Source organism: Streptomyces sp. NPDC025618, from assembly GCF_055558795.1.
This window is the reverse complement of record NZ_JBVHLW010000027.1, coordinates 30,157-51,536: the sequence shown is the minus strand read 5'-3', so window position 1 is coordinate 51,536 and position 21,380 is coordinate 30,157. Positions and strand designations below refer to the sequence as shown.

General features: G+C 72.0%; 19 protein-coding genes. 8 read left to right on the top strand and 11 right to left on the bottom strand.

Annotation, left to right across the window (positions count from 1 at the left end; genetic code table 11):
* Positions 1–41 precede the first annotated feature (41 nt).
* The 4 genes from ACZ4A5_RS21935 to ACZ4A5_RS21920 form a co-directional block, all read right to left on the bottom strand.
* Entirely contained in the window at positions 42–1,442 is a 1,401-nt protein-coding gene (locus tag ACZ4A5_RS21935; RefSeq protein ID WP_467586536.1) for a methylaspartate mutase, read from the bottom strand.
* Entirely contained in the window at positions 1,439–1,885 is a 447-nt protein-coding gene (locus ACZ4A5_RS21930) for a cobalamin-dependent protein (protein WP_467586534.1), read from the bottom strand. The genes ACZ4A5_RS21935 and ACZ4A5_RS21930 overlap by 4 nt, the downstream gene beginning before the upstream one ends.
* Positions 1,886–1,942: 57 nt before the next feature.
* On the bottom strand, positions 1,943–3,160 hold the full coding sequence (locus ACZ4A5_RS21925) for a fatty acid desaturase (RefSeq protein ID WP_467586531.1): 1,218 nt from the start codon (positions 3,158–3,160) through the stop codon (positions 1,943–1,945).
* 199 nt (positions 3,161–3,359) lie between these two features.
* Positions 3,360–3,641, bottom strand: a complete 282-nt coding sequence (locus ACZ4A5_RS21920) for a response regulator transcription factor (protein WP_398871536.1) — start codon at positions 3,639–3,641, stop codon at positions 3,360–3,362.
* Between the two features lie 857 nt (positions 3,642–4,498).
* Between ACZ4A5_RS21920 and ACZ4A5_RS21915 the strand changes: the two genes are divergently transcribed.
* Positions 4,499–5,185 (top strand): TetR/AcrR family transcriptional regulator, encoded by a 687-nt coding sequence (locus tag ACZ4A5_RS21915; RefSeq protein ID WP_467586528.1) that lies wholly within the window; start codon positions 4,499–4,501, stop codon positions 5,183–5,185.
* Between the two features lie 27 nt (positions 5,186–5,212).
* Here ACZ4A5_RS21915 and ACZ4A5_RS21910 read toward each other — a convergent pair whose 3' ends face one another.
* Positions 5,213–5,500, bottom strand: coding sequence for an ArsR/SmtB family transcription factor (locus ACZ4A5_RS21910; protein ID WP_467586525.1), 288 nt, complete (start codon positions 5,498–5,500; stop codon positions 5,213–5,215).
* A gap of 187 nt (positions 5,501–5,687) precedes the next feature.
* Between ACZ4A5_RS21910 and ACZ4A5_RS21905 the strand changes: the two genes are divergently transcribed.
* Positions 5,688–7,103, top strand: coding sequence for an MFS transporter (locus ACZ4A5_RS21905; RefSeq protein ID WP_467586522.1), 1,416 nt, complete (start codon positions 5,688–5,690; stop codon positions 7,101–7,103).
* 35 nt (positions 7,104–7,138) lie between these two features.
* A complete protein-coding gene (locus tag ACZ4A5_RS21900) occupies positions 7,139–8,110 on the top strand; it encodes a quinone oxidoreductase family protein (RefSeq protein WP_467586519.1) in 972 nt (323 codons plus the stop codon).
* Between the two features lie 262 nt (positions 8,111–8,372).
* Here ACZ4A5_RS21900 and ACZ4A5_RS21895 read toward each other — a convergent pair whose 3' ends face one another.
* The gene (locus ACZ4A5_RS21895) at positions 8,373–9,644 is read right to left on the bottom strand and encodes a pyroglutamyl-peptidase I (RefSeq protein ID WP_467586516.1); all 1,272 of its coding nucleotides are present in this window, start codon (positions 9,642–9,644) and stop codon (positions 8,373–8,375) included.
* 90 nt (positions 9,645–9,734) lie between these two features.
* Between ACZ4A5_RS21895 and ACZ4A5_RS21890 the strand changes: the two genes are divergently transcribed.
* Both ACZ4A5_RS21890 and ACZ4A5_RS21885 read left to right on the top strand, forming a co-directional pair.
* The gene (locus tag ACZ4A5_RS21890) at positions 9,735–10,505 is read left to right on the top strand and encodes an MgtC/SapB family protein (RefSeq protein ID WP_467586513.1); all 771 of its coding nucleotides are present in this window, start codon (positions 9,735–9,737) and stop codon (positions 10,503–10,505) included.
* An 89-nt stretch (positions 10,506–10,594) separates the two neighbouring features.
* Positions 10,595–11,173: a methyltransferase family protein gene (locus ACZ4A5_RS21885; RefSeq protein ID WP_467586510.1), complete on the top strand. Its 579-nt coding sequence runs from the start codon at positions 10,595–10,597 to the stop codon at positions 11,171–11,173.
* A gap of 48 nt (positions 11,174–11,221) precedes the next feature.
* Here the strand turns inward: ACZ4A5_RS21885 and ACZ4A5_RS21880 are convergent, their stop codons facing one another.
* Positions 11,222–12,241, bottom strand: coding sequence for an NADP-dependent oxidoreductase (locus ACZ4A5_RS21880; protein WP_467586507.1), 1,020 nt, complete (start codon positions 12,239–12,241; stop codon positions 11,222–11,224).
* An 88-nt stretch (positions 12,242–12,329) separates the two neighbouring features.
* On the opposite strand from ACZ4A5_RS21880, the gene ACZ4A5_RS21875 reads away from it, so the two are divergent.
* Positions 12,330–12,761 carry a MarR family winged helix-turn-helix transcriptional regulator gene (locus ACZ4A5_RS21875; RefSeq protein WP_467586505.1) on the top strand — a complete coding sequence of 144 codons (432 nt, stop codon included), beginning with the start codon at positions 12,330–12,332 and terminating at the stop codon, positions 12,759–12,761.
* 778 nt (positions 12,762–13,539) lie between these two features.
* Entirely contained in the window at positions 13,540–15,384 is a 1,845-nt protein-coding gene (locus ACZ4A5_RS21870; protein WP_467586502.1) for an AfsR/SARP family transcriptional regulator, read from the top strand.
* Positions 15,385–15,444: 60 nt separating this feature from the next.
* On the opposite strand, the gene ACZ4A5_RS21865 is transcribed toward ACZ4A5_RS21870, so the two are convergent.
* Positions 15,445–16,881, bottom strand: a complete 1,437-nt coding sequence (locus ACZ4A5_RS21865) for a cytochrome P450 (protein WP_467586499.1) — start codon at positions 16,879–16,881, stop codon at positions 15,445–15,447.
* Positions 16,878–17,795 (bottom strand): SDR family NAD(P)-dependent oxidoreductase, encoded by a 918-nt coding sequence (locus tag ACZ4A5_RS21860; RefSeq protein WP_467586497.1) that lies wholly within the window; start codon positions 17,793–17,795, stop codon positions 16,878–16,880. Before ACZ4A5_RS21860 ends, ACZ4A5_RS21865 begins: the two co-directional genes overlap by 4 nt.
* 137 nt (positions 17,796–17,932) lie before the next feature.
* Between ACZ4A5_RS21860 and ACZ4A5_RS21855 the strand changes: the two genes are divergently transcribed.
* The gene (locus tag ACZ4A5_RS21855; protein WP_398871565.1) at positions 17,933–18,412 is read left to right on the top strand and encodes a nuclear transport factor 2 family protein; all 480 of its coding nucleotides are present in this window, start codon (positions 17,933–17,935) and stop codon (positions 18,410–18,412) included.
* 51 nt (positions 18,413–18,463) lie between these two features.
* On the opposite strand, the gene ACZ4A5_RS21850 is transcribed toward ACZ4A5_RS21855, so the two are convergent.
* The gene (locus ACZ4A5_RS21850) at positions 18,464–18,883 is read right to left on the bottom strand and encodes an ester cyclase (protein ID WP_398871567.1); all 420 of its coding nucleotides are present in this window, start codon (positions 18,881–18,883) and stop codon (positions 18,464–18,466) included.
* A 102-nt stretch (positions 18,884–18,985) separates the two neighbouring features.
* Positions 18,986–21,379 (bottom strand): KR domain-containing protein, encoded by a 2,394-nt coding sequence (locus ACZ4A5_RS21845; RefSeq protein WP_467586493.1) that lies wholly within the window; start codon positions 21,377–21,379, stop codon positions 18,986–18,988.
* Between the last annotated feature and the right edge of the window lies 1 nt (position 21,380).

Below are 21,380 nucleotides of genomic sequence, written 5' to 3'. Positions count from 1 at the left end.
GGTCCAGGCGCCGTCGCCGGGGAGGACGAGGGCGGGAACGGTCACTCGGCTTCCTCGCCCTTCGCTTCCCGGAAGAGGGCGGGGAAGTAGTTGATGTCGTCGGTGAGGCCGGTCAGCAGGGAGCCGATGACGGGGTCCGCGCTGTCGGCGCCCTTGAGGAGCTCGCTGTTGTGCCGCCGGGTGCGGTCGCCGAAGGGGAGCGAGCCCGTGGACAGATAGCGGATGGCTCCCTCGGCGTCGCGCTTGGGGATGATCTCCGACTTGGCGTAGCGGCTGGCGCTGAAGGGGATGTCGAGGCGGCCGGCCGCGAAGGCGTCGACGACCGCGGTGATCGTGCGGGGGGCGGCGAGCACGGGTTCGACGATGTCGGCGACCTCGGCGAGTATCCAGGCGAGCTCGTCGGCGACGCGCTCCTCGTCGACGGTGACGAAGCCCAGCAGCGGCGAGTTGGCGCGGTCGGCCAGCCGCAGCCCCTCGACGTTCGCGCGGGTGTCGGGGATGCCGAACGCCTCCTGGTAGGTCTTGGTGATGAGCTTGGACGCGCCGCCCAGCCGGGCGACGAGCGCGCCGTAGAAGATCAGGTCCTCCGCGTTGCCGCGCTTCTTGGGGAAGACCCCCATGAACTCGTGGAGTACGGCGTGCACTTCCACCCCGGCGGGCAGATAGGTGCGGGCCAGCGCGGGGATCGCCCGCAGGGCGGCGACGTCCTGGACGAGGTGCCCGCTCTGGGGGTACGAGACGGAGACGCAGCGCACTCCCGCGCGGGCGGCGAGGACCGCTTCGATGACGCTGATCGCGAGGCTGATCGAGGGCGGGACGAGCACGGCGGTCAGCGTGCCGAAGAGTTCGCGGTCGATGACCAGGCCGAGGTCCGCGGCCTCGCCGCACACCTCGTCGACGGCCTGCCACGCGGCGAGGGACTCCGCGAGCGGGACGGCCTTGGAGTACGGCAGGTTGTAGGAGATGCCGCCGCCCTCGAAGGAGGTGATGCCGGAGGCGACGGCGACGTCGAAGAGGATGCGGGCGTCGGGCGAGCCGTGCCGGATCTCCAGCGGGGCCGCGACGGACTCGTTCATGTCCCTGCCGCGCTGATAGCCGTGGCTGACCAGGGGGTAGCCGTTGAGGTCGGCGGGCGCCCGGTTGAGGGAGCGCAGGGCCTGCTCGAAGCGTTTGAGGCGGGTGTGCGAGTCGATGGTGAGGGTGAGGATGTCGGGGGCCGCCTGGTCCTCCAGTTCCCGCAGGAGGGCCTTCATCTCCTCGTGGCCGCCGACGCCGCAGCGCGGCTGGATGGCGACCCGGCCCGCCTCACGGGCGTCCATGAGGACGCGGGCGGCGGTGGGCTTGCCGAGGGAGGTGATGTAGTCGACGGATTCCGCGAGGGGCGGCAGGGCCTCCGCGCCGGGGCCCGCGGGGTGTCCCGGCAGATAGCTGACCTTGGTCATGAGGCCACGAGCAGGCGCTCCCGCTCAGCCGTCCGGCTCGCGCGCAGCTCGTCGAGGGCGGACAGCAGCTGCTCCGGGTCGCGGAGGATGCGGTCCACGCCCAGGGCGCGCAGGCGCTCCAGGTCCTTGGGGTCCTTCTTGCTGCCGACGGAGAGGTTGCCTCCGACGATGACGGGGCAGGTGATGCGGCCCGCCTCACGCGCGGCGGGCAGGTCGCGGAGGTCCTCGTGGACATGGCCGTTGAGGCTGCCGATGATGACGGCCTCGGCCTCGGGGTGCCGCTCGCACGCCTCGGCGAACTCCTCGACGGGCGTGCAGGTCCCGAGGTTCTCGACCTCGAAGCCGAGCCCGCGCAGGGCGTGGGCGATGAGGTGGTTGGCGACGGCGTGGCTGTCGCTGGCCGCGACTCCGAGGATGACGAGGCGGCGTTCGCTGTGCGACATGGGGGTGCTGCTCCTTCGGATGCGTGCTGCGGGTGGGGGGCGGCGGGCCGGGCGGGTTCAGTCGTCGAAGGCGGCGAAGAGCTCGCGCTTGCTGACCGAGCGCAGCCGGGTGACGTCGTACTCCTCGGCGTCGGCGGCCGCGAGGGAGTCGAAGACATAGCTGATCGCCGGGACCAGGCCCCACACCTCGTGGTAAGGGGGCCAGCCGGGGTGGCCCGCGTCGACGTCCCGCTGCCGGGCGAAGAGATAGTCGGCCCAGTCTCGGCTGGAGGGGGCGCGGTGGTGGTAGTCGTGGACGACGGTGTCGCCGGTGAGGACCAGATAGCGCGAGGGCGCGTGGACGAACGCCATGCGCAGGGCCCAGCGGAGCCAGGCCGCGGCGCGCCGCCCCGCGGGAAGGGCCGGGTCGGGGGCGGGTTCGCCGATGAAGATGGCGTTGGTGAGGGAGGCGAAGTACTCCCGGCCGCGGCGGACTTCGGTGCCGACGGGCGGGAAGGTGTGCTTGACGCACAGCCGCAGGGTGTTGCTGACCTGGAAGAGCGGGATCAGCGGGATGAACCAGACGACGAGCAGGGCGTCCCACGTCCCGGTGGCGATCGTGGCGGCGGCCACGGCGCCGTACAGCACCACCGAGGTGACCTTCTCGCTGGTGGCGGACTTGTTCCAGAAGGAGCGGGTGCGGGAGTACGCGAAGGCGAGATGGAAGCGCGGCGACACCAGCTTCCCTAGGACGCGGCGCCACATCTGACGTCGTGTCATGCCCGGGTGCAGGTCGAGGCTGACGAGGAACGCCTGCACCGTGGGGTCGCGCAGGGTCATGTGGTGGGCGGCGTGGTGGTCGCTGACGTGCTCGCGGCTGTAGCGCTCGAAGTTCTGGATGACCAGCAGGCTGGAGGTCGCCCGGCCGATGACGGCGTCGAGCTTGCGCTTGCGGTACATGTTCCTGTGCGAGCACTGGTGGTAGACCATCATGCGCAGGTTGCGCATGCCGTGCAGGGTGACGGCCCAGCCCGGCAGCAGCAGGAACAGATACCAGGACCCCAGCGCCCACCCGGTCGCGCCGACGGCCGCGCCGACGGCCATCGCGGCGACCGCGGCGGCGAGGTGGAAGGTCGGCGACCAGCCGAACGGGGCCTGTCCGGCCAGGGGTTTGCCGGTGAGTACGGTGAGCGGCGGCTGGAGGAGCCCTGGCAGGCCCCGCATGGTCTCCCTGGGGCCGGGGACCGCGGCGGCGGCCGGACCCGCCTGCCGCGGATGGGCATCGGTAACGGACACAGGTTCTCCTGGATCGATCCGGGCCTGTCGTTCCTCGACTTCCTGGAACGGCTCCCCGGCGCCTTCCGGAGAGCGGACAGGGGCGGCGACCGTGGGAATCGACGTCGCTGAGCATGGCTGGCACCCCGCCCCCCGCCCTTGCGGCGGGAGCCGGGGCGGAACGTCCGGCCGCCGCCCAGAAGATTTCTATCCGACGGCCTCAACCCGCGGCTATTGGTCTTTCGTTGAACAGCTGATGCGCGTACGAGACCAGACCGGCCTGCAGCCGGGACTCGACGCGGAGCTTGCAGAGAATCTGCGCGACGTGCGCCTTGACCGTACCTTCGGTAACCCGTAACCGCGCGGAAATACTGCGGTTCGAATAACCGGCACCCAGCAACAGGAACACCTGGGCCTCCCGGTCGGTCAGCAGACCGACACGCCGTCGCTGTTCGGCCCATGACTCGCGGCCGGCCGTTTCGGCGTCACGTATGCCCTCCACTGGAACACACCCCCCAGTTGTGCGGCGACAGAATACCGCCGACGTTAGAACAATCTTGTACTCGGGTCAGTATTTACCCCTGTCAAGGGTTCGCAAAAAGTGTGCACCATGCATGGAAATTTCCCCCGATCACCGTACAGAGTCACGCATAGCAGACCTCAAGTGGCCCCTTGGTTGGGGCAGTTGAGGATTAAACTTGCGCCTGAGTTCATCTTTGCATTCAACCCGGCGAACAATTCGACGACGCTCGGACCGTCGCCGCGAAGCGAGCCTCTAAACAAACACAACGGTCGCACATAAATCAATTATCAACCTTTTCCATTTCCGGGTCATTCCCTACCGGATCACCTTCCGCGAAAATTCCACAGGACTGATTCGCGCCAGCAAATCACGCTTCGCATGACATACGGCTCGACAAAGGAATCGGATGCCAACATTCCGGCGTCGATCGACCGTCCGACCCAAAGAGACAACCGAATCCTGGACCGGGGCGGATATCCACCCCGCACGAACACGGCACCCTCGAGAACCGATGGCGCCCGCGCCCCCCGAGGGGCGTTTTCCGGCCGAATTCCGCGGCGCCGCCCGGAAGGTCCGCCGGCGTTCCCGCGACCGCCTTCCGGCACAGGAACCGAAACCCGCGCGGCGGCACGCCGCCCCGGCCGGACATCAACGGTCCGAAGCGGCTCTGTGACACAGAGTTGACCTCTGGTATAAGTTTTCCCATCCTGGTCCGCCCCGCGGGGTCCCCGCGCGTCACCGGCGCCCTAGGGTGTGCCCGCGGCCCCCGCCCGCACCGACCACGCGCCCGTGGGGCCATCCAGGGCGGACGCCGCCCTCCTGAACGGAGAATGACGATGGAGAACGTCTCCTGCGGACTCGTGCGTCCCCCGGGCCGTCGGGAGCGCAACAAGCAGAAGGTCCGGCAGCGGCTGTACTCCTCGGCGCTCACCCTGTTCGCGGAGCAGGGCTACGACCGCACGTCCATCGACGAGATAGCCGAACTCGCCGACGTGGCCCGCGGGACGTTCTTCAACTACTTCCACCGCAAGGAAGACCTGATCGGCGAGTGGGGACTGCAGCGCCGCGCCCTGCTCCGGGAGCGGCTGGACGCCTCGACACCGCCCGGCGCGTACGAGCGCACCGAGGCGCGGCTGCGGCGGTGCATGACCGCGCTCGCCGACATCAACGAGGAGGAGCGCGAGACGACCATCGCCATGCTCATGGCCTGGGCGAAGGCCGGGCGGCCGCTCCTCGAGGAGCCGTACGCCTGCGAGGTCTTCGAGGAGATCATCGCCGCCGGGGTCGCGCACGGCGAGCTCGGCCCGGAGCTCTCGCCCCCGCAGGTGAGCAACGTCGTGCGCGACGCTTATCTGGGCGTGCTCTACCGCTGGGCCCAGGCCGGGGGCACCGGGGTGTGCCTGCACACGGAGCTGGAGTCCCTCCTGCAGATCCTGCTGCACGGGGTCCTGCGGTCCGGGCGGCCCGCCGGGGCGCGTCCGCACGAGGCGTACGGGCTCCCGGCGCCGCACGGCCTCGCGTAAGGCTGCCGCCGCGCCTTCACCAGCGGCTCACTGTTCGTCGGTGATCCCCTCGCGCAGGACGAGGTCCAGCAGCCCGGGGAAGACGATGTCGAATTCCGGCTTGCGCAGCCTGTTCAGGCGGCGCGGGCCCACGTCCCGCTGCTCCACCACGCCCGCGTCGCGCAGCACCGCGAAGTGGTGACTGCGCGTCGCCTTGGTGACGGGCAGCTCGAACGTGCCGCAGGCCCGTGACCAGTCGGTCTCCCCCGCCAGCTCGCGCACGATGGTGCGCCGCACCGGATCGGCCAGGGCCAGGAGCGCCTCGCCGAGGGTCACATCGGCGGGATGGACATGCGAGAGATTCCGGGCGCGGCGCGACGAGGCGCGCCCCTCTTCCGGTGGCTTGACCTCATCAGGTGTACAGCCCAAGGGACTTGACTCGGTGTTCGACTCGGGTCTTACATTCACAGTGATCGACCTCCATCAAACACTGTAGTCGTCCCAGGAAGTCCGGTGGTGTGCCATGCCCGGCAGTTCGCTGTCCCCCCAGGACATGACCACCGGACACCCACCACCGGACACCACCGCCCCGCGCGTCGGCGCGCTCGCCCTCTTCGCCGTCTGCCTGGGCTTCTTCATGGTCCTGATGGACAGCAGCGCCCTCAACGTCGCCCTGCCCGCCATCCGCGAGGACCTCGCCGGCAGCCTGGCCGGGCTGGAGTGGATCCTCAACGGCTACACCATCACCCTGGCCGCCTTCCTGCTCAGCGGGGGCGCGATCAGCGACCGCTGGGGCGCCCGGCGGGTGTTCGAGGTCTCCTTGCTGGGCTTCGTCGTGACCTCCGCGGCCTGCGCGGTCAGCCCGGGCCTCGACTTCCTCGTCGTCGCCCGGGTGCTCCAGGGTGTCACCGCCGGCGGACTCCTGCCCGCCTCCCTCGCGGTGATCGCCAAGATGTACCCGGACCCCGCCCGGCGGGCCAAGGCCCTCACCATCTGGGGTGGCGTCAGCTCCCTCGCCCTCGTCTTCGGTCCCGTCCTCGGCGGCGTGCTGACCACGGCCGTCGGCTGGCGCTCGGTCTTCCTGATCAACGTGCCGATCGGCCTGCTCGCCTGGTGGCTGACGCGGATTCAGGTGCCGGCCTCCGCCACCCGGGAAGCGGCCCTGGACCCGGCCGGGCAGACGCTGGTCGTCGCGGTCGTCGGCTGCGGCATCGGCGCGCTCATCGAGGGCGGCGCTCTCGGCTGGGACAGCGCCGTGACCTGGGTCCTGCTGGTGATCACCGCCTGCTCGGCCGTGGCGTTCATCGCGGTCGAGCGCCGCGTCAAGGCCCCCGTACTGCCCCTGGACCTGCTCGTCCGGCCACGGTTCGCCTGCGGCCTGGCCATCGGCGCGCTGTTCCAGTTCGGCGCCTACGGCGCGCAGTTCGCGCTCTCCCTGCGGCTGCAGAACGCCTGGGGGCTCGACGCCCTCGGCGCCGGTCTCGCCTTCGTGCCCTTCGCCACGCTGTGGGCCTTCGCCTCCTTCGTCCTGGCCCGCGCGGTCACCCGCACCGGCCCGCGCCCGCTGCTGATCGGCGGCGCGCTCGCCGCCGCGGCCGGCGCCTGCGCGCTGCTGCCGCTCGGCGAGCACCTCGCCTGGTGGGTCTTCTTCTGCGGCAGCGGCCTGCTCGGGCTCGGCGCGGGGCTGATGGGGCCGAGCCTGCCCGCCGTGGTGCTCGGCGCGCTGCCCGCCGACCGTTCGGGCCTGGCCTCCGGCGCGCTCAACGCCCTGCGCCAGGTGGGCGGAGCGGTGGCGATCGCGCTCTTCGGCGTCCTGCTCGAAGGCTCCCCCGGGCCCGCGGGGCTGCGGATCTGCCTCGGCGTCGTCGCCGCCGGCTTCCTGCTCGCCGTCGTGGCCGTACCCGCGGCGCTGTCCTCCCGCACGGCCGGACGCTCCTGACCACCCCCGCCCCTCGCCCCACCCGGGAAGGAACCATGCGCGCAATCGTCGTCACCCAGTACGGAGGCCCCGAGGTCCTCGGCGTCGCCACCCTGCCCGACCCCGCCCCCGGGCCCGGCGAGGTGGTGGCCCGCCCCTCGGCCATCGGCGTCAACTTCAAGGACATCTACGAGCGCGAGGGCCGTGCGAAGCCCGCCCCGCCCTTCACCCCCGGATCCGAGGGCGCGGGCACGGTGACGGCCGTGGGCAAGGGCGTGACCTCCCTCGCGCCGGGCGACCGCATCGCCTGGTGCGCGGCCCCCGGCAGCTACGCCGAGCAGGTCGTGGTGCCCGCGCGGGCCGCCGTCCCGCTGCCCGTGGACGTCACGGACGAGACCGCGGCGGCGCTGCTGCTCCAGGGCCTGACCGCCCACTACCTCACCACCTCCACCCACCCCGCGCGCGAAGGCGACACCGCGCTGGTGCACGCGGCCGCCGGAGGCGTCGGCCGGCTGCTGACCCAGTTGCTCACCCGGCAGGGCGTCCGGGTCGTCGCCACCGCCTCCACCCCCGAGAAGGCCGCGGCCGCCCAAGAACTGGGGGCATGGCAGACCCTGGTCACGGCGGGCGGCACCGACATCGCGGCGCGGGTGCGGGAGCTGACCGACGGCCGCGGTGTCGACGTCGTCTACGACGGCGTGGGCCGCGACACGTTCGAAGCGGGCCTCATGTCCCTGCGGCCGCGGGGCACCTTCGTCCTCTTCGGCGAGTCCTCGGGCGCCGTACCTGGCTTCGACCCGCGCCTGCTGGCCTCGCACGGTTCTCTTTTCCTCACGCGCCCTACGCTCAATGACCACGCCACGGATCCCGGTGAACTTCTCTTTCGTTCCTCGGAGTTGTTCGGGTGGTTGAGCGACGGCGCGATCGATGTATCCGTCGGGGGCCGGTACGCGCTGGAGGAGGCGGCCCGGGCCCACCGGGATCTCGCGGGGCGGCGCTCTATGGGAAAGCTTTTGCTCAAGCCGTGAATGGAGTGCGGGTCGCGTTGCCGCCTGCGGCGGGAGCGCCCTGCGGGCGCGTCCTCAATCGCCGGACGGGCTGAATTGTGCGGACCGTAGCCAGCACAACCAGCCCGTGGGGGCACCTCCCAGCGGTAGCTGGGGGAGATTGAGGACAACGCGGCGAAGCCGTGTTGCTGGGGGTCTGGGGTCTGCCCCCAGTCTCGGGAAGGGGCGGGTAGGGGAAAAAGCCCGCCGCAGGCGCCGTCAGGGGCCCGGCGGTCTCCCCCGGCTATCCCGCCGCGTGACCCACCGCCACCGCGACAAGCGCCCGCACCTGACCCACGATCGCCACCCGGTTCCGCACGAAGACCGGATCGCTCACCCGCCCCGTCGCCGGATCCGCGTTGTCCGGGCCGAATTCCAGGACAGGCGTGTGCAGATGACCACCCGGCACCCGCAAGCGCAGCGCGTCGCGGAGGAGCGTCGCGCGGTAGGCGATCTCGTTGGAGAGGTAGTCGCCTCCGCCGCCCGCGCGGGCCGTGGAGCCGGGGGTCGGGCCGTCGGGGCGGTCGACGGGGGTCGTGCCGCCCGCCGGGATCTCGGTGACGGCGGTGTGGTCGTGGACGGGATACGGGCCGGTCCGGGCCGCCGTGAGCGCCGCGTACGGCAGGGTCGTCGACGTCCACTGCGGCTGCGGGTGGACGGTGGGTATCCCCGGCGGGACGGGCACGGTCTCCGTGCGGGAGACGCCGGCGTTGTCGGGGTAGCCGCCGCGCCAGGCGCCGTTGGTGCGTTCGACGTCGAAGCGGCCGGGGCGGCCCTGGCTGATGGTGGTGAAGAGGTCCACGCGCCGTGGCCCCGGCCGGAAGTACGGCAGGAGCGTCCGCTCGACCGTGCCGTCCGCGAAGTCCGCCCAGCGCACGGGGAAGACGACCGCCTCGACGCGCGCGAGGCCGGCGGCGGTGCGGATCGTCGTGCCGTCGAGGGCGAGGGCCGCCGCGCCGGAGGGGTTGGAGCGCCGCGCGTCGGCGTCCAGTTGGAACGGGTCGAAGCCGGTGATCAGTACGCGCTTCACGCCACGCCCCGGCGGCAGTTCGACGGAGTCCTGGCCGCGTGAGGTCCGCTCCACCGCGGCGATGAGGTCCGTGCGCTGCTTTCCGGACAGCTGGAAGGCGGGCTTCCACTCGCGGAGCGCGCGCGTCATACCCAGCCGCGCCCAGTACAGCGGCCGGTCGTCGTCCCGGCTCAGCGTGCCCCCGGCCGGGCCCCGCCCTTGCGCCCGGTCCACGGCCCGCCGCCACAGCCGCTGCCCGTCGCGCACCGCCACGCTCCGCGCCTGCGCGGGCGTACGGGCGGCGGCCAGGTCGCGGCCGAAAGCGGGGGTCACGTCGGCGAACCCGCTGTCCCGCAGGATCTCCCGCGGCACGGGACCGGCGAGCCGCCGCTCCTCGGCCGTGGCGGAAGGGGCGGCCGAGGGGGCCGCCAGAGCGGGGAACGGGGTGGCCGCGCACAGCAGCAGCGCGGCGAGCGACGCGGTCCGGAGTTGCCCATTGAGTCTCATGGGCCAGAACACAACCATTGCGCGGGCATGGACGGTAGATGGGGGCACGACCGTCCACATACAAAGGCTATTTCAGGCCACAATTGACGGATGCGAATAGTCGAGTACGTCGCCGCGCCACCCCTGTTCGATACGGGGAGCGGCCAAGGGGTCCGTCAATTCGTGGAGTTGGGCATCGCCCTGCTCCTCTCGTCGCTCGTGGGGCTGGAGCGCGAGTTACAGCAGAAGAGCGCCGGGCTGCGCACCCACACGCTCGTCGGCGTGGGCAGCGCGCTCTTCATGGAGGTCTCGATCCACGGCTTCTCCGCCGTGACCGGGATCCCCGGCGTGGGTCTCGACCCGTCCCGGGTCGCCGCGCAGATCGTCTCCGGGATCGGCTTCATCGGCGGCGGACTGATCTTCGTCCGCCGCGACGGCGTGCGCGGCCTGACCACGGCGGCCACGATCTGGCTGACCTGCGCGGTCGGCATGGCCTGCGGCGGCGGGCTGCCGCTGCTCGGCGCCGCCGCGACCGTCGTGCACTTCCTCGTGGTGCGGGGCTATCCGCTGATGACGAGGCGGCTGTCCGTCGCCCCCGACGTCGGGCCGGTCGAGCTGCGCCTCTCCTACCGCACCCGCCGCGGGCTGCTGGGCCGGGTGCTGGAGCTGTGCACCAAGCGCGGCTTCCGGGTCACCGACGTGCACGTCGAGGCCGAGGCCGAGGACCGGGGCGACCACCGCGAACGCGGCAGGATCAAGGAGGCCGACGTCGTCCTGAGCCTGGAGGGCAAGGGCTCCGCGCTGCCCCTGGTCGAGGAACTCACCCACTGGGAAGGCGTCCTGGGAGTGGGCCTGCGCTCGCACCCGGACAGCGCGGAGTGAGACCTGCGCGGCCCGCCGCCCGCCGCCGCGGCGGGCCGCGACCGGGGAGTGGCGGTGCGACCCTTGAAGCGGGGTCCGGAGGTGACGTGATGCACCAGGCCATGGGCTTCGCCCTGATCGGCACGGTCTGGGCCTGGGCGGCCGCGGAGCTGGCGCTGCAGGCCCGGCAGCGGCTGCGCAGCGGGCGCACCGAGCGGACCGAGCGGCGCAGCCTCCTGGTCATCTGGGTGCTGTTCTGGGGCGGAGCCGCGGTGGCGGTGCTCACGCGCCACGCGGTCACGGCTCTGTCGTACCCCGCCGACGGCCGGGTGCTGGGCGGCGTGGTGCTGGCCGTCGCCTGGGCGGGCATCGCGCTGCGCCTGTGGTCGATCGTCGCGCTGGGCCGCTTCTTCCGGGCCACGGTGCACATCCAGCAAGGCCACCGGCTGGTCAGCTCCGGGCCCTACCGATGGGTGCGGCACCCCTCCTACAGCGGCCTGCTGCTGGCCCTGCTGAGCTTCGCCGCCCTGCTCGGCAACGCGCTGTCCTGGCTCGTGTTCACCGTGTGCGCCCTGGCGGCCGTGGCGTACCGGATCCGGGTGGAGGAGCGGATGCTGCTCGACGCCCTGGGAGAGGAGTACCGGGCGTACGCCGCCCGTACCCGCAGGCTCATCCCCGGGGTGTGGTGAGCCGCGTCCCCCGCGAGCCGCCGAAAACCGGCTCGCGGGGGGCTGGGCTCAGGCGTCGAGGGTGACGATCATCTTGCCGGTGTTCTCGCCGCGCAGCATGCCGAGGAACGCGTCGACGTTGTGCTCGATGCCCTTGACGACCGTCTCGCGGTACTTGAGCTCGCCGGAGCGCACCCAGGCGCCGACCTCCTGGACGAACTGCTGCTGGAGGTGGCGGTGGTCGTTGACGAGCATGCCCTGCATCCGCAGGCGCTTGCCGATGACCAGCGCGAGGTTGCGCGGGGCGGGGGTCGGCTCGGTGGCGTTGTACTGCGCGATCATGCCGCAGACGGTGATCCGGCCGTGCACGTTGAGGGAGCCGATGGCCGCCTCCAGGTGCTCGCCGCCGACGTTGTCGAAGTAGACGTCGATCCCGTCGGGGGCGGCGGCCTTGAGCTGCTCGGCGACCGGGCCCTCCTTGTAGTTGAAGGCGGCGTCGAAGCCGTACTCCTCGGTCAGGAGCCGGACCTTCTCGTCCGAGCCGGCGCTGCCGATGACGCGCGAGGCGCCCTTGAGCTTGGCGATCTGGCCGACCTGGCTGCCGACCGCGCCCGCGGCGCCGGAGACGAAGACGGCGTCGCCCTCCTTGAAGGAGGCGACCTCCACCAGCCCGGCGTAGGCGGTCAGGCCCGTCATGCCGAGCACGCCGAGGTAGGTGGAGAGCGGGGCGACCGCGGGGTCGGCCTTCACGGCGTGCTCGGCGTCGAGCACCGCGTACTCGCGCCAGCCGAGGCCGTGCAGGACGTGGTCGCCGGGCGCGAAGGCGGCGGAGCGGGAGGCGACGACCTCACCGACGGCGCCGCCGTCCATGGGGCGGTCGAGCTGGAACGGCGGGATGTAGGACTTCACGTCGTTCATCCGGCCGCGCATGTACGGGTCGACGGAGAGGTGGATGTTGCGCACCAGGATCTGGCCCTCGCCGGGCTCGGCGATCTCGGTCTCACGCAGCGCGAAGTCCTCGGGCTTCGGCCAGCCGTGCGGGCGGGCGACGAGATGCCATTCACGACCGGTGGCGGGGGTTGCGGACATGGGACGCGGCCTCCTAATGGTTCAGCAAGTGAAACAACCATGCTCCTCGATATTTCATGTTGTCAAGCAACGGAGTAACCTGGAGCCCATGGTCCCCCGTTCTGATGCACTGACCCGTGAAGTGGTCGATCTCATCGCGACCGTCGTGGCGCGCTACCACGCGGAGTACGAGGAGGCCGCCGCCCGGCACTCCCTCACCGGAGCCCAGGCGAAGGTGCTGGCCCTGCTCGCCGGCGAGCCGCAGCCCATGCGGCGGATCGCCCAGCAGCTGCGCTGCGAGCCGTCCAATGTGACCGGGATCGTGGACCGCCTGGAGTCCCGCGGGCTGGCCGAGCGCCGCCCGGACCCGGACGACCGGCGCGTCAAGCTCGCCGCCGCCACCCCCGAGGGCACGGCCACGGCCGCCCGGCTCCGCGAGTCGCTGAACTTCGCGCGCGAGCCACTGGCCGGGCTTTCGACGGGGGAACGCACGGTCCTGCGCGACCTCCTCCAGCGGATGCTGGGCGAGGATCCCGCCTAGAGATACACCCCTGTGGGCGGTGCACGCCGGGGGCATCGACGCTAAACTGATCCGCGCCTGGCCGGGAGACCGGCGGGGTGTACGGGCGCCAGTTGGCCGAGTTTTTGCTGGTGCACGTACGAAAACGGCTCCCGCCACGGATCGACCCAATCCGCGACGAGGGCTCCCGGAAACAGAAGTTGTCGACCGGGCGTCCCTAATATGTCTAGGGACGGTCGGTCACTTCCGTAGCATCCACCTCACGCATCACCGCACGTACGAAAACGGCCCCCGCCGCGGACCGACATCCGCAACGAGGGCCCCCGGAAGCAGAAGATCACGACCGGGCGTCCCTAATGTTGCTAGGGACGGTCGGTCACTTCCGTAGCATCCACCTCACGAACTCGCGGATGACCGCGGCAATTCGCTCATGCAGAGGCTTCTTCCGGTGGCGGCCTGGCATCAGGCGCCCCCCTTTCGGTGCGCGGCCAAAAGCCGGTGACCGCTCCGGAGGAACCCTGTTTCCGGGTCCTCCGCGAACCCGACAACCTCGTCGGCTCCTCCTTGAAGGGGGGCGCCCACGCAGGGGCGCCGTCGAGAACATTAGCGGCTTCAATCCCCAACTCGCCCTATACGTAGGGAAATCACCAATCCGGGTGAGATAACCGGAAAATGCCCCCGTAGGCACTCACGCGCGGCACTCGCACGCCTCACACACGGCCACCTGCGGTGAACAGTCGTTCGTATAGGACAACCGTTCATTCATCGACCGTTGATCGCTCATGGATATGACCGGTCCATGGTGAATGTCCGAGTGACCCCGACCCATGCGGCTTCCTACGACGACGGGCGTGGCCGTACCGATCTGCGCATCAGCCTCCTCGGGCCCGTCCGTGCCTGGCGTGGGCAGGCGGAGATAGACCTGGGGACGCCGCAGCAGCGCACCGTCCTCGCGCTGCTGGCCACCCAGGGCGGCCTGGTGCCGAGGGACCGGCTCATCGACGGCGTGTACGGCGAACATCCACCGGGGTGCGCGCCGGGTCTGGTGTCCACCTACGCCAGCAGGCTCCGCAAGGTCTTCGAGCCCGACCGCACGCCCCGCTCGCACGCCCGGGTCCTCACTTCGGGGCGGGGTGGCTACGAACTCCACATCGACAAGGCCGGTGTCGACGTCCACGCCTTCGCCTCCGCCGTCGAACAGGCGCGGGAGCGGCGCGGCGCGGGAGACCTCCACGGTGCCTCCGCGCTCTTCGAGCGGGCCCTGTCGCTGTGGCGGGGCGAACCGCTCGGCGGCATCGCGGGCCCCTGGGCGCAGGAGAACCGCACGGCCCTGGAGGAGCGGCGCATCGGTGTGATGGAGGAGCGCTGGGCCCTGGAGCTTGAGCTGGGCCGGCATGCCGCGCTGACCTGCGAACTCGCGGCCGCCGCCGCGCGGTTCCCGCTGCGCGAGAACCTCCGCGCCCTGCAGATGCGGGCGCTGTACCGCTCGGGCCGGCAGGGCGACGCGCTCCGGGCGTTCGCCGAGGCGCGCAGCGCGCTCGTCTCTGAGCTGGGCATCGAGCCGTGCGCGGAGCTGCGGGAGCTGCACCGGCGCATCCTCGACGGCGAGTGCGACGACGACGCGCGCCCCGCCCCCGCGCACTCCCCCGACAGCGCGGCGGTGCCGCCGCGTCCCCGGCCGGCCCAACTGCCGCCCGCCGTGCGGCATCTCACCGGCCGGGACGCGCCCGCCGCCGCCATGGCCGCCGCGCTCACCGCGCCCGGGCGGCGGAGCGTGCCGGTGTGCCTGGTGTCCGGGATGGCGGGGGTGGGCAAGGCGGCGCTCGCCCTGGAGGTGGCCCACCGGGTGGCGGAGCACTTCCCCGACGGTCAGTTGCACGCGCGCCTGGAGGGGCCGCTGGCGGAACCGGCCGCGGTGCTCGGGCAGTTCCTGCTGTCGTGCGGGGTGCGTGCCGAGGACGTCCCGGACGGGCTGGAGGCGCGGGCCGCCGCGTTCCGTTCGCTGCTGGCCGGCAGGCGGGTCCTGGTGGTCCTGGAGGGCGTGGCCTCGTCGGCCCAGCTGTCGCCGCTGCTGCCGGGGTCGCCCACGGCCGGGGTGATCGCCACGGCCCGGCGGCCGTTGCCGATGCCGCTGGTCACCGATCACGTGCCGCTCGACGTGCTCTCCCCCGCCGACGCCCGGGAACTGCTCGTCCTGGCCTCGGGCCGCGAGCGGGGGACGGCGCCCGACGCCGACTGGGCGCGGCTCGCGGAGCTGTGCGGGCGGCTTCCGCTGGCGCTGCGCAGCGCGGCGGCGCGGCTGGTGGAGCGGCCCGTGTGGACGGTCGGACGCCTGGCGGACCGGCTGGCCGACGAGGGCCGCCTCTTCGCGGAGCTGAGGTGCGGCGGCACGGCGCTGGAGTCGGCGTTCGCGGCGGACTGCGACGGGCTCGACGTGGAGCACGCGCGGGCGCTGCGGCTGCTCGCGGGGCCGGAGGCGGCCGACATCTCGCCGGCGTCGGCGGCGGCGTGTCTGGGCCTGGAGGCGCGGGAGGCCGAGGAGTTGCTGGAGTCGCTGGTCGACGCGGGGGTGCTGGGCGCGCCGGGGATGGGGGTGTACCGCTTCCCCGGTCTGCTGCGCGCGTTCGTGCGCGGGCGTGGCTGACGCCGGACGGGCCGCGGCCGCCGTACGACCGGGCCCGTCCGGCGGGCGGGGGTGCCTGCGTCAGCTCCCCGTGTGGCGCACCGGGCAGGACAGGGGCGCGGCCTCCCGGGTGGAGGGCGTCGGGCGCGCGTCGCGTGAGCGCACGTGGACCAGGACGTCGCGCAGCGGGCGCAGGGAGATGACCGGGGAGCCGTACTGGAGGGAGTCGCCCGGGATGCGGCTGATCCGGAAGCGCTGGTTGATCATCGCGACGATGGTGCGCAGCTCGAGCAGGGCCATGAAGTTGCCGACGCACTGCCGCGGCCCCGCCCCGAAGGGGAAGTAGGCCATGCGCGGGCGCTCCTTGACGGCCTCGGGGGTGAACCGCTGGGGGTCGAAGGCCATCGGGTTGTCCCAGTAGCGGGGGTTGTGGTGCGACACCAGCGGCGAGAGCAGGATCGAGGAGCCCGCCTCGATGCCGTAGCCGTCGAGGGTGTCCGGGCCGACGGCGGCGCGCGGGAAGATCCAGATGGGCGGGTGCATCCGCAGGCTCTCGTCCACCACCATCCTGGTGTAGGTGAGTTCCTCGGCGCTCCGGGCGTCCGGGAGGGCGCCGCCGAGCACGCGGCCGACCTCGCCGTCGACCTCCTCCTGGATGTGGGGGTGCTCGGCGATGGCGATCAGGGTCCAGAAGAGCGCGACGGCGGTGGTCTCGTGGCCCGCGAGGTAGACGGTGAGGAGCTCGTCGCGGATCTGCCGGTCGGTCCAGGGGCGGCCGGTGGCGGGGTCCTCGGCCTGTTCCATCAGGGAGATCAGCGGGCCCTCGCCGGTGCGCGCGTAGCCGGCGCGGACGTCGGCGACGATCCGGTCGAAGACCCGGTGGATGCGGGCGATCTTGCGCTGCCGGTCGGTCGGCACCCAGGAGGGCAGCATCTCGGAGGCCGTGCCGCGGCGGAACATGACCTCGACGACGTCGTCGACGATGAGCTTCAGCACGCGGGACGACGGCTTGATGTCGTAGGCGAAGAGCGAGCGGCTGAGGGTGACGAGGGTGAGCCTGAGCATCTCCGTCATCAGGTCCACGGGCTCGCCGCGGGCGGCCTTGCCCTCCCACTCGTCGAGCATCTCGGTGGTGGCGCGGACGATGTTGGGGATGATGTCGGGGACGGCGTTCTTGAGGAAGACGGGCTGGACCGCGCGGCGGTGGCCGCGCCAGAACTCGCCGTCGGTGGTGAGCAGTCCCTTGCCCATGACGACGCCGAACTGCTCGTAGAGCGGGCCGCGCACGTAGTTGCCGTTGTTCTCCACCAGCACGCGGCGCACCGCTTCCGGGCTGGTGACCTGATGGACCGTCATGGGGCCGAGGCGCATGCGCACGACCTCGCCGTGGTCGCGCTGGAGGCCCAGCAGGAATTCGGCGGTGTTGCGGCGCCAGGAGCCGAGGCTGCCCAGCACGGGCACACCCTTGGGGCCGGGGGCTGTCGCGGTGGCGGCGGGGAGGGCGGTGGTCGCGGTCATCGGGCGTCCTTAGGCGTGGTGGCGGTCCGTACGGGCCGGGGCGGGACCGGCCGGGTGCTCTTCCTCGGCACGGGGAAGGCGCGCCGCACGAAGAGGTTGTCGAAGACGGCGTCCGGGGCCAGCCGCCGCAGGGCGAGGGTGCTGTGGGCGAGGAAGCCGACGGGGTACCGGGCGCGCGGGCGGCCGCTGCGGACGGCGCGTTCGACGGCGCGGGCCACGTCGTCGGCCTGGATGGTGAAGGTGCCCGCGAGCGTGCGGCGGCTGCCGGTGTAGATGGCGTCGAAGTATTCGGCGGTGCGGCGGCGGAAGTCGGCGTAGTCCTCGCTGACGGGACGGAAGTTCGCCACGTACGTCGCGCCGAAGTCGGTGGTGCGCACCGGGCCCGGCTCGATCAGCACCACGCGGACGCCGAAGTCGGCGACCTCCAGCCGCAGGGCGTCGCTGAGTGCCTCGACCGCGTGCTTGGACGCCTGGTAGAGGCCGCCGCCGGGGACCGCGTAACGGCCGAATATGGACGAGACGTTGACGATGGTGCCGGTGCCCGCCGCGCGCATGCCGGGGAGGACCAGCTGGCTGAGGCGGGCCAGTCCGAAGACGTTGGTCTCGAACTGCCGGCGCATGTCCTCGATGCCGACCTCCTCGACGACCCCGGAGACGGCGAAGCCCGCGCTGTTGATCAGGGCCCCGGCCGCGCCGTACTCCGCTTCGACGGTGGCGACGGCGGCGCGCATGCTCTCCTCGTCGGTGACGTCCAGCGCGAGCGTCCGGATGCCCTCGGCGGTGAGCTCGGCCAGCGCCCCGGGCCGCCGGGCCGTGGCGTACACGGCCATCCCGGCGCGGTGCAGCCGCCGCGCGGTGGCCCGGCCGATACCCGATGAACAGCCGGTGATCAGCACCGGAATCGGAGATGTCATCACACTCTCCCGCCTTTTCTCGCACCCCACTGCGAGGTGTGTTCCCGCAAGGGTTCTCGTGGTATCAATGAGGGCACCGCAGGGCGGCATTCAGGGTTTCCGAAAACATATTCCGAAGGACCCGGGGAAGGATCCGCATGTATCACCGAATCGTTGCCGCGAAACTACGTAAAGCCTTTGCTCAGATCGACTCCGGGGACTGGCAGTCCATGGTGGACACACTGGCCCCGGAATTCACTTATGTCTTTTACGGGGAGCACGCGCTGTCCGGTGAGCGGCACACCCGCGAGGCCATGAGCCTGTGGTGGCAGCGGGTCTTCCGGCTCATCCCGGAGGCCCGTTTCGAGCCGTTGGAGATCATCATTTCGGGCGGCCCCTGGCTGACCAAGGTGGCCACCCGGGTGAAGATCGGCGGCCCGCTCCCGGACGGCACCCGCTACGACAACGTCATGACCCAGTTCCTCTATCTGAAGTGGGGCCGGATCACCGAGATCCACACCCTGGAGGACACCGTCGTCCTCCAGCGCGCCCTGGACGCCATCGCCGCCTCCGGGAACGCCGAGGCGCACGCCGCGCCCATCACGGACGCGGACGCGCGCGCCGTCCGGCGGGGCTGACGAGCGGGCCCCGCCGGCCCCGGCACCGCGCGGTGCCGGGGCCGGGCGCGGTCAGCCCAGGGCGCCGAGCTGCTTGGCCAGCTCCAGGCCGTCCAGCGAGAACCAGCTCTCCACGATGATCCCGTCGCGGAACTCGTCGATGACGATCCCGCTCACGGAGAACTCCCGGCCGATGGCCGGCACGCCCTCGTAGGGCTCACCGGTGTGGGTGCCGCTGGCGGTGAACCGGCTGACGACCTTCTCGCCCTCCAGGATCCAGTCGTCCACCACGACCTTGAGGTCGGGGAAGGACGCGCGCTGGAGCCGCACCCACTCCTTGAGGTGCTCCACGCCCTCCTTGCCGTTGGGCGCGGTGCCGTGGCTGATGTGGTCGTCACCGGCGCCCTCGTAGATGACGTCGAGATTTCCCTTGTTGAGGCACTCCTCGTAGTAGCGCTCCAACACGGCCTTGTTCTGCTGCAACGTCGACATATCAAGCGCTCCAATTTCTCTGCGTAAATTCCGGTGGTTATTTCCTGGGCATACGGCGACGACTCCGCAATGCCATGACGGTGACATTGCCCGGTAATTCTGTCAACCGTTTCCGAGCGGCCCGGGAAAACCCGAGACCGTGAGCACGGGCAGCCCCGACACCACGCTTTTCGCGCGCCATACGCCCAGCGCCGGATCGCCCTCGACCACGGAATTCCCCTGCTCCTCGGAATGCAGGGTGACGCGGCCGATCACCAAGGGGTCGACGGCGACGGAAAGGCCCGCGCGCGCCTTCGCGCACAGCCGCACGACGTTCTCCAGGACGGAGACCGCCAGCGCCGTACGCGGCACGCTGGGCGTCGCCCAGAGGTCGTTGGAGGCGCACGGCCGCACCTCCGCGGACCAGCGGCCGTCGGGCAGTTGCGTCCAGGCGGCGGCCGGGACCACCGACGAGCGCCAGCGCAGCATCGGCGGGCCCGAGCGCCAGGTGGTCGTCCGCGCGACGTCCGGCCGCGGTGGCGCGGGCGAGCGCGAGTCCCCCGGTTCGTAGACGACCCGCAGGCTCGCCCGCGGCCCGTCCGGGCCGTCGTCCGGCCGCCGGAAGCAGACGTCGACGACCCAGGTGCGCCCCTCCCGCCTGCCGCTGATCTCCCGCTCCCAGACGGTGGTGGGGCCGTCCAGGCGCAGCAGCTCCAGCGGCACGACGATCTCTTCGAGGCAGTCGGCGCGCAGCGCGGGGAAGTCCTCCGGGACGATCCACTCGGCGCCCCGGACCGCGCTCTCCAGCAGCAGGCTCACCGGCACCGCCTCGACGCCGTCCATGAGGAAGTCCATCAGGACGGGCGCCCGTTCGCGGTCGAAGGTCACGCGCGAGACCATCCGGCTGTGCGGCCGGTAGGAGACGACCTCGCCCAGGTGGTAGATCTTCGGGAAGGTGTCGGTGAAGCCGGGCAGGTCGGGCACGATGGGATAGCCGATGGCCTGGCCCGGGTCGATCGCCGCGCCCAGCGGGCCCACGAAGGTGACCTCGCCGTCGGACCCGGCGCGCAGCTCCGCCTGCCACTTGGCGAGGCCGTCGGTGACGTCGATGGCCGCCATGTAGCGCAGCGTGGCCGAGAAGTTGGCGATCAGGCCGATGCGGTCCCAGGTCGGCCAGGCGAGCGTCATCACGGGGAAGCCGGCCCGGCTGCTCGCCCAGCGGCCCAGCCGTGCCAGCCCCTCGTTGGCCGCCGCGTACTCCAGCTGGCCGACCATGCCGCCCAGCCGCCCGGTGAGGGAGCCGACGTTGCAGAAGAACTTCAGCGGGTGGCCGCGGAGTTCGCCGAAGAGGTTGGCGAAGCCCTCGATCTTCGTGCGGACGGTCGCGAGGACCTCGTCGTCCGTCTTCTTGGGCAGCCGCGCCGCGGTGTCCACCCCGGCGTTGTGCACGACTCCGGTCAGCGCGGCGCCCTCGCGGGCGACCAGCTCGCGGACCTGGTCGCGGTCGGTGAAGTCGCACCGGGCGTAGTCGACGCGCAGCCCTCGCGCGCGGGCGCCGGTGACGTTGGCCGCGAGCTCCCACAGGCGGCGGACGCGGGCGATGTCGCGCCGCGTCCCGGCCGGCGGGCGGCCGCGGTTGTCGGCCCACACCTGCTTCTCGTAGACCTTCAGCTCGGCCTCGTCCATGCCGGCCCACGGCTCGTCGCCGGTGGGGAAGGGCTCCCGGCCGGTCACCACGACCCGCAGGCCGTGCCGCTCGGCGAGGGTGCGGGCCAGCTCCCAGCCGATGCCCCGGCCGCCGCCGGAGATCAGCACGCAGTCGTCGGGGCCGAGTTCGACCACGGGCTCGCCGGCCGGGCGGGCGGCCGGGGTGAGCGTCAGGCGCTGCCCGTCGCGGTAGCCGACCTCCAGCTCGCCGGGCCTGCCCAGCTCGGCGGCGACGATGCCGGGCAGCTCGTCCACCGCGGACAGCGCGATGTCGACGACGCGGGCGTTGCAGTTGGGGAACTCGCGGTGCAGCGTCTTCGCCAGGCCCGCCCAGATGCCGCCCAGCGGCTGCGCGAGGTCGTCCTGCGGGTGGTGGCCCATCCCGCCGCCGAGGTAGGTGACGGCGAGGTAGAACAGGCGGCTCGCCGAGGTCTCCTGTGCCCAGTCGTCGTAGTGCTCGCGCAGGGCGCCGACGGTGCGCAGCAGCGGGTCCCGCCAGACCTCCGCGGCCTCCCCCTCGCCGGGGGCGCGGCCCACGGTGAGGTCGACGATCGCGTCGACGGGGCCGCCCGGCGCCCGTCGGCGTACGAGGGCGCCGCGCTCGGTCAGGGCGCGCTCGACGGCGGTGGCGGTCCCGGCCATTCCCTCCTCGTCCGCGAGGAGCAGCACGCGCGTCCCCGTGAGCCGGGCGGGGTCACCGGGCGGCTGCGGCAGGCTGGTGAGCTGCCACACCATGCGGGTCATCGGCTGGACCGCCGTGTCACCCGCCGTGGGCCCGGCCGTCGTCCGTGGTGACTGTGGGGACTCCATG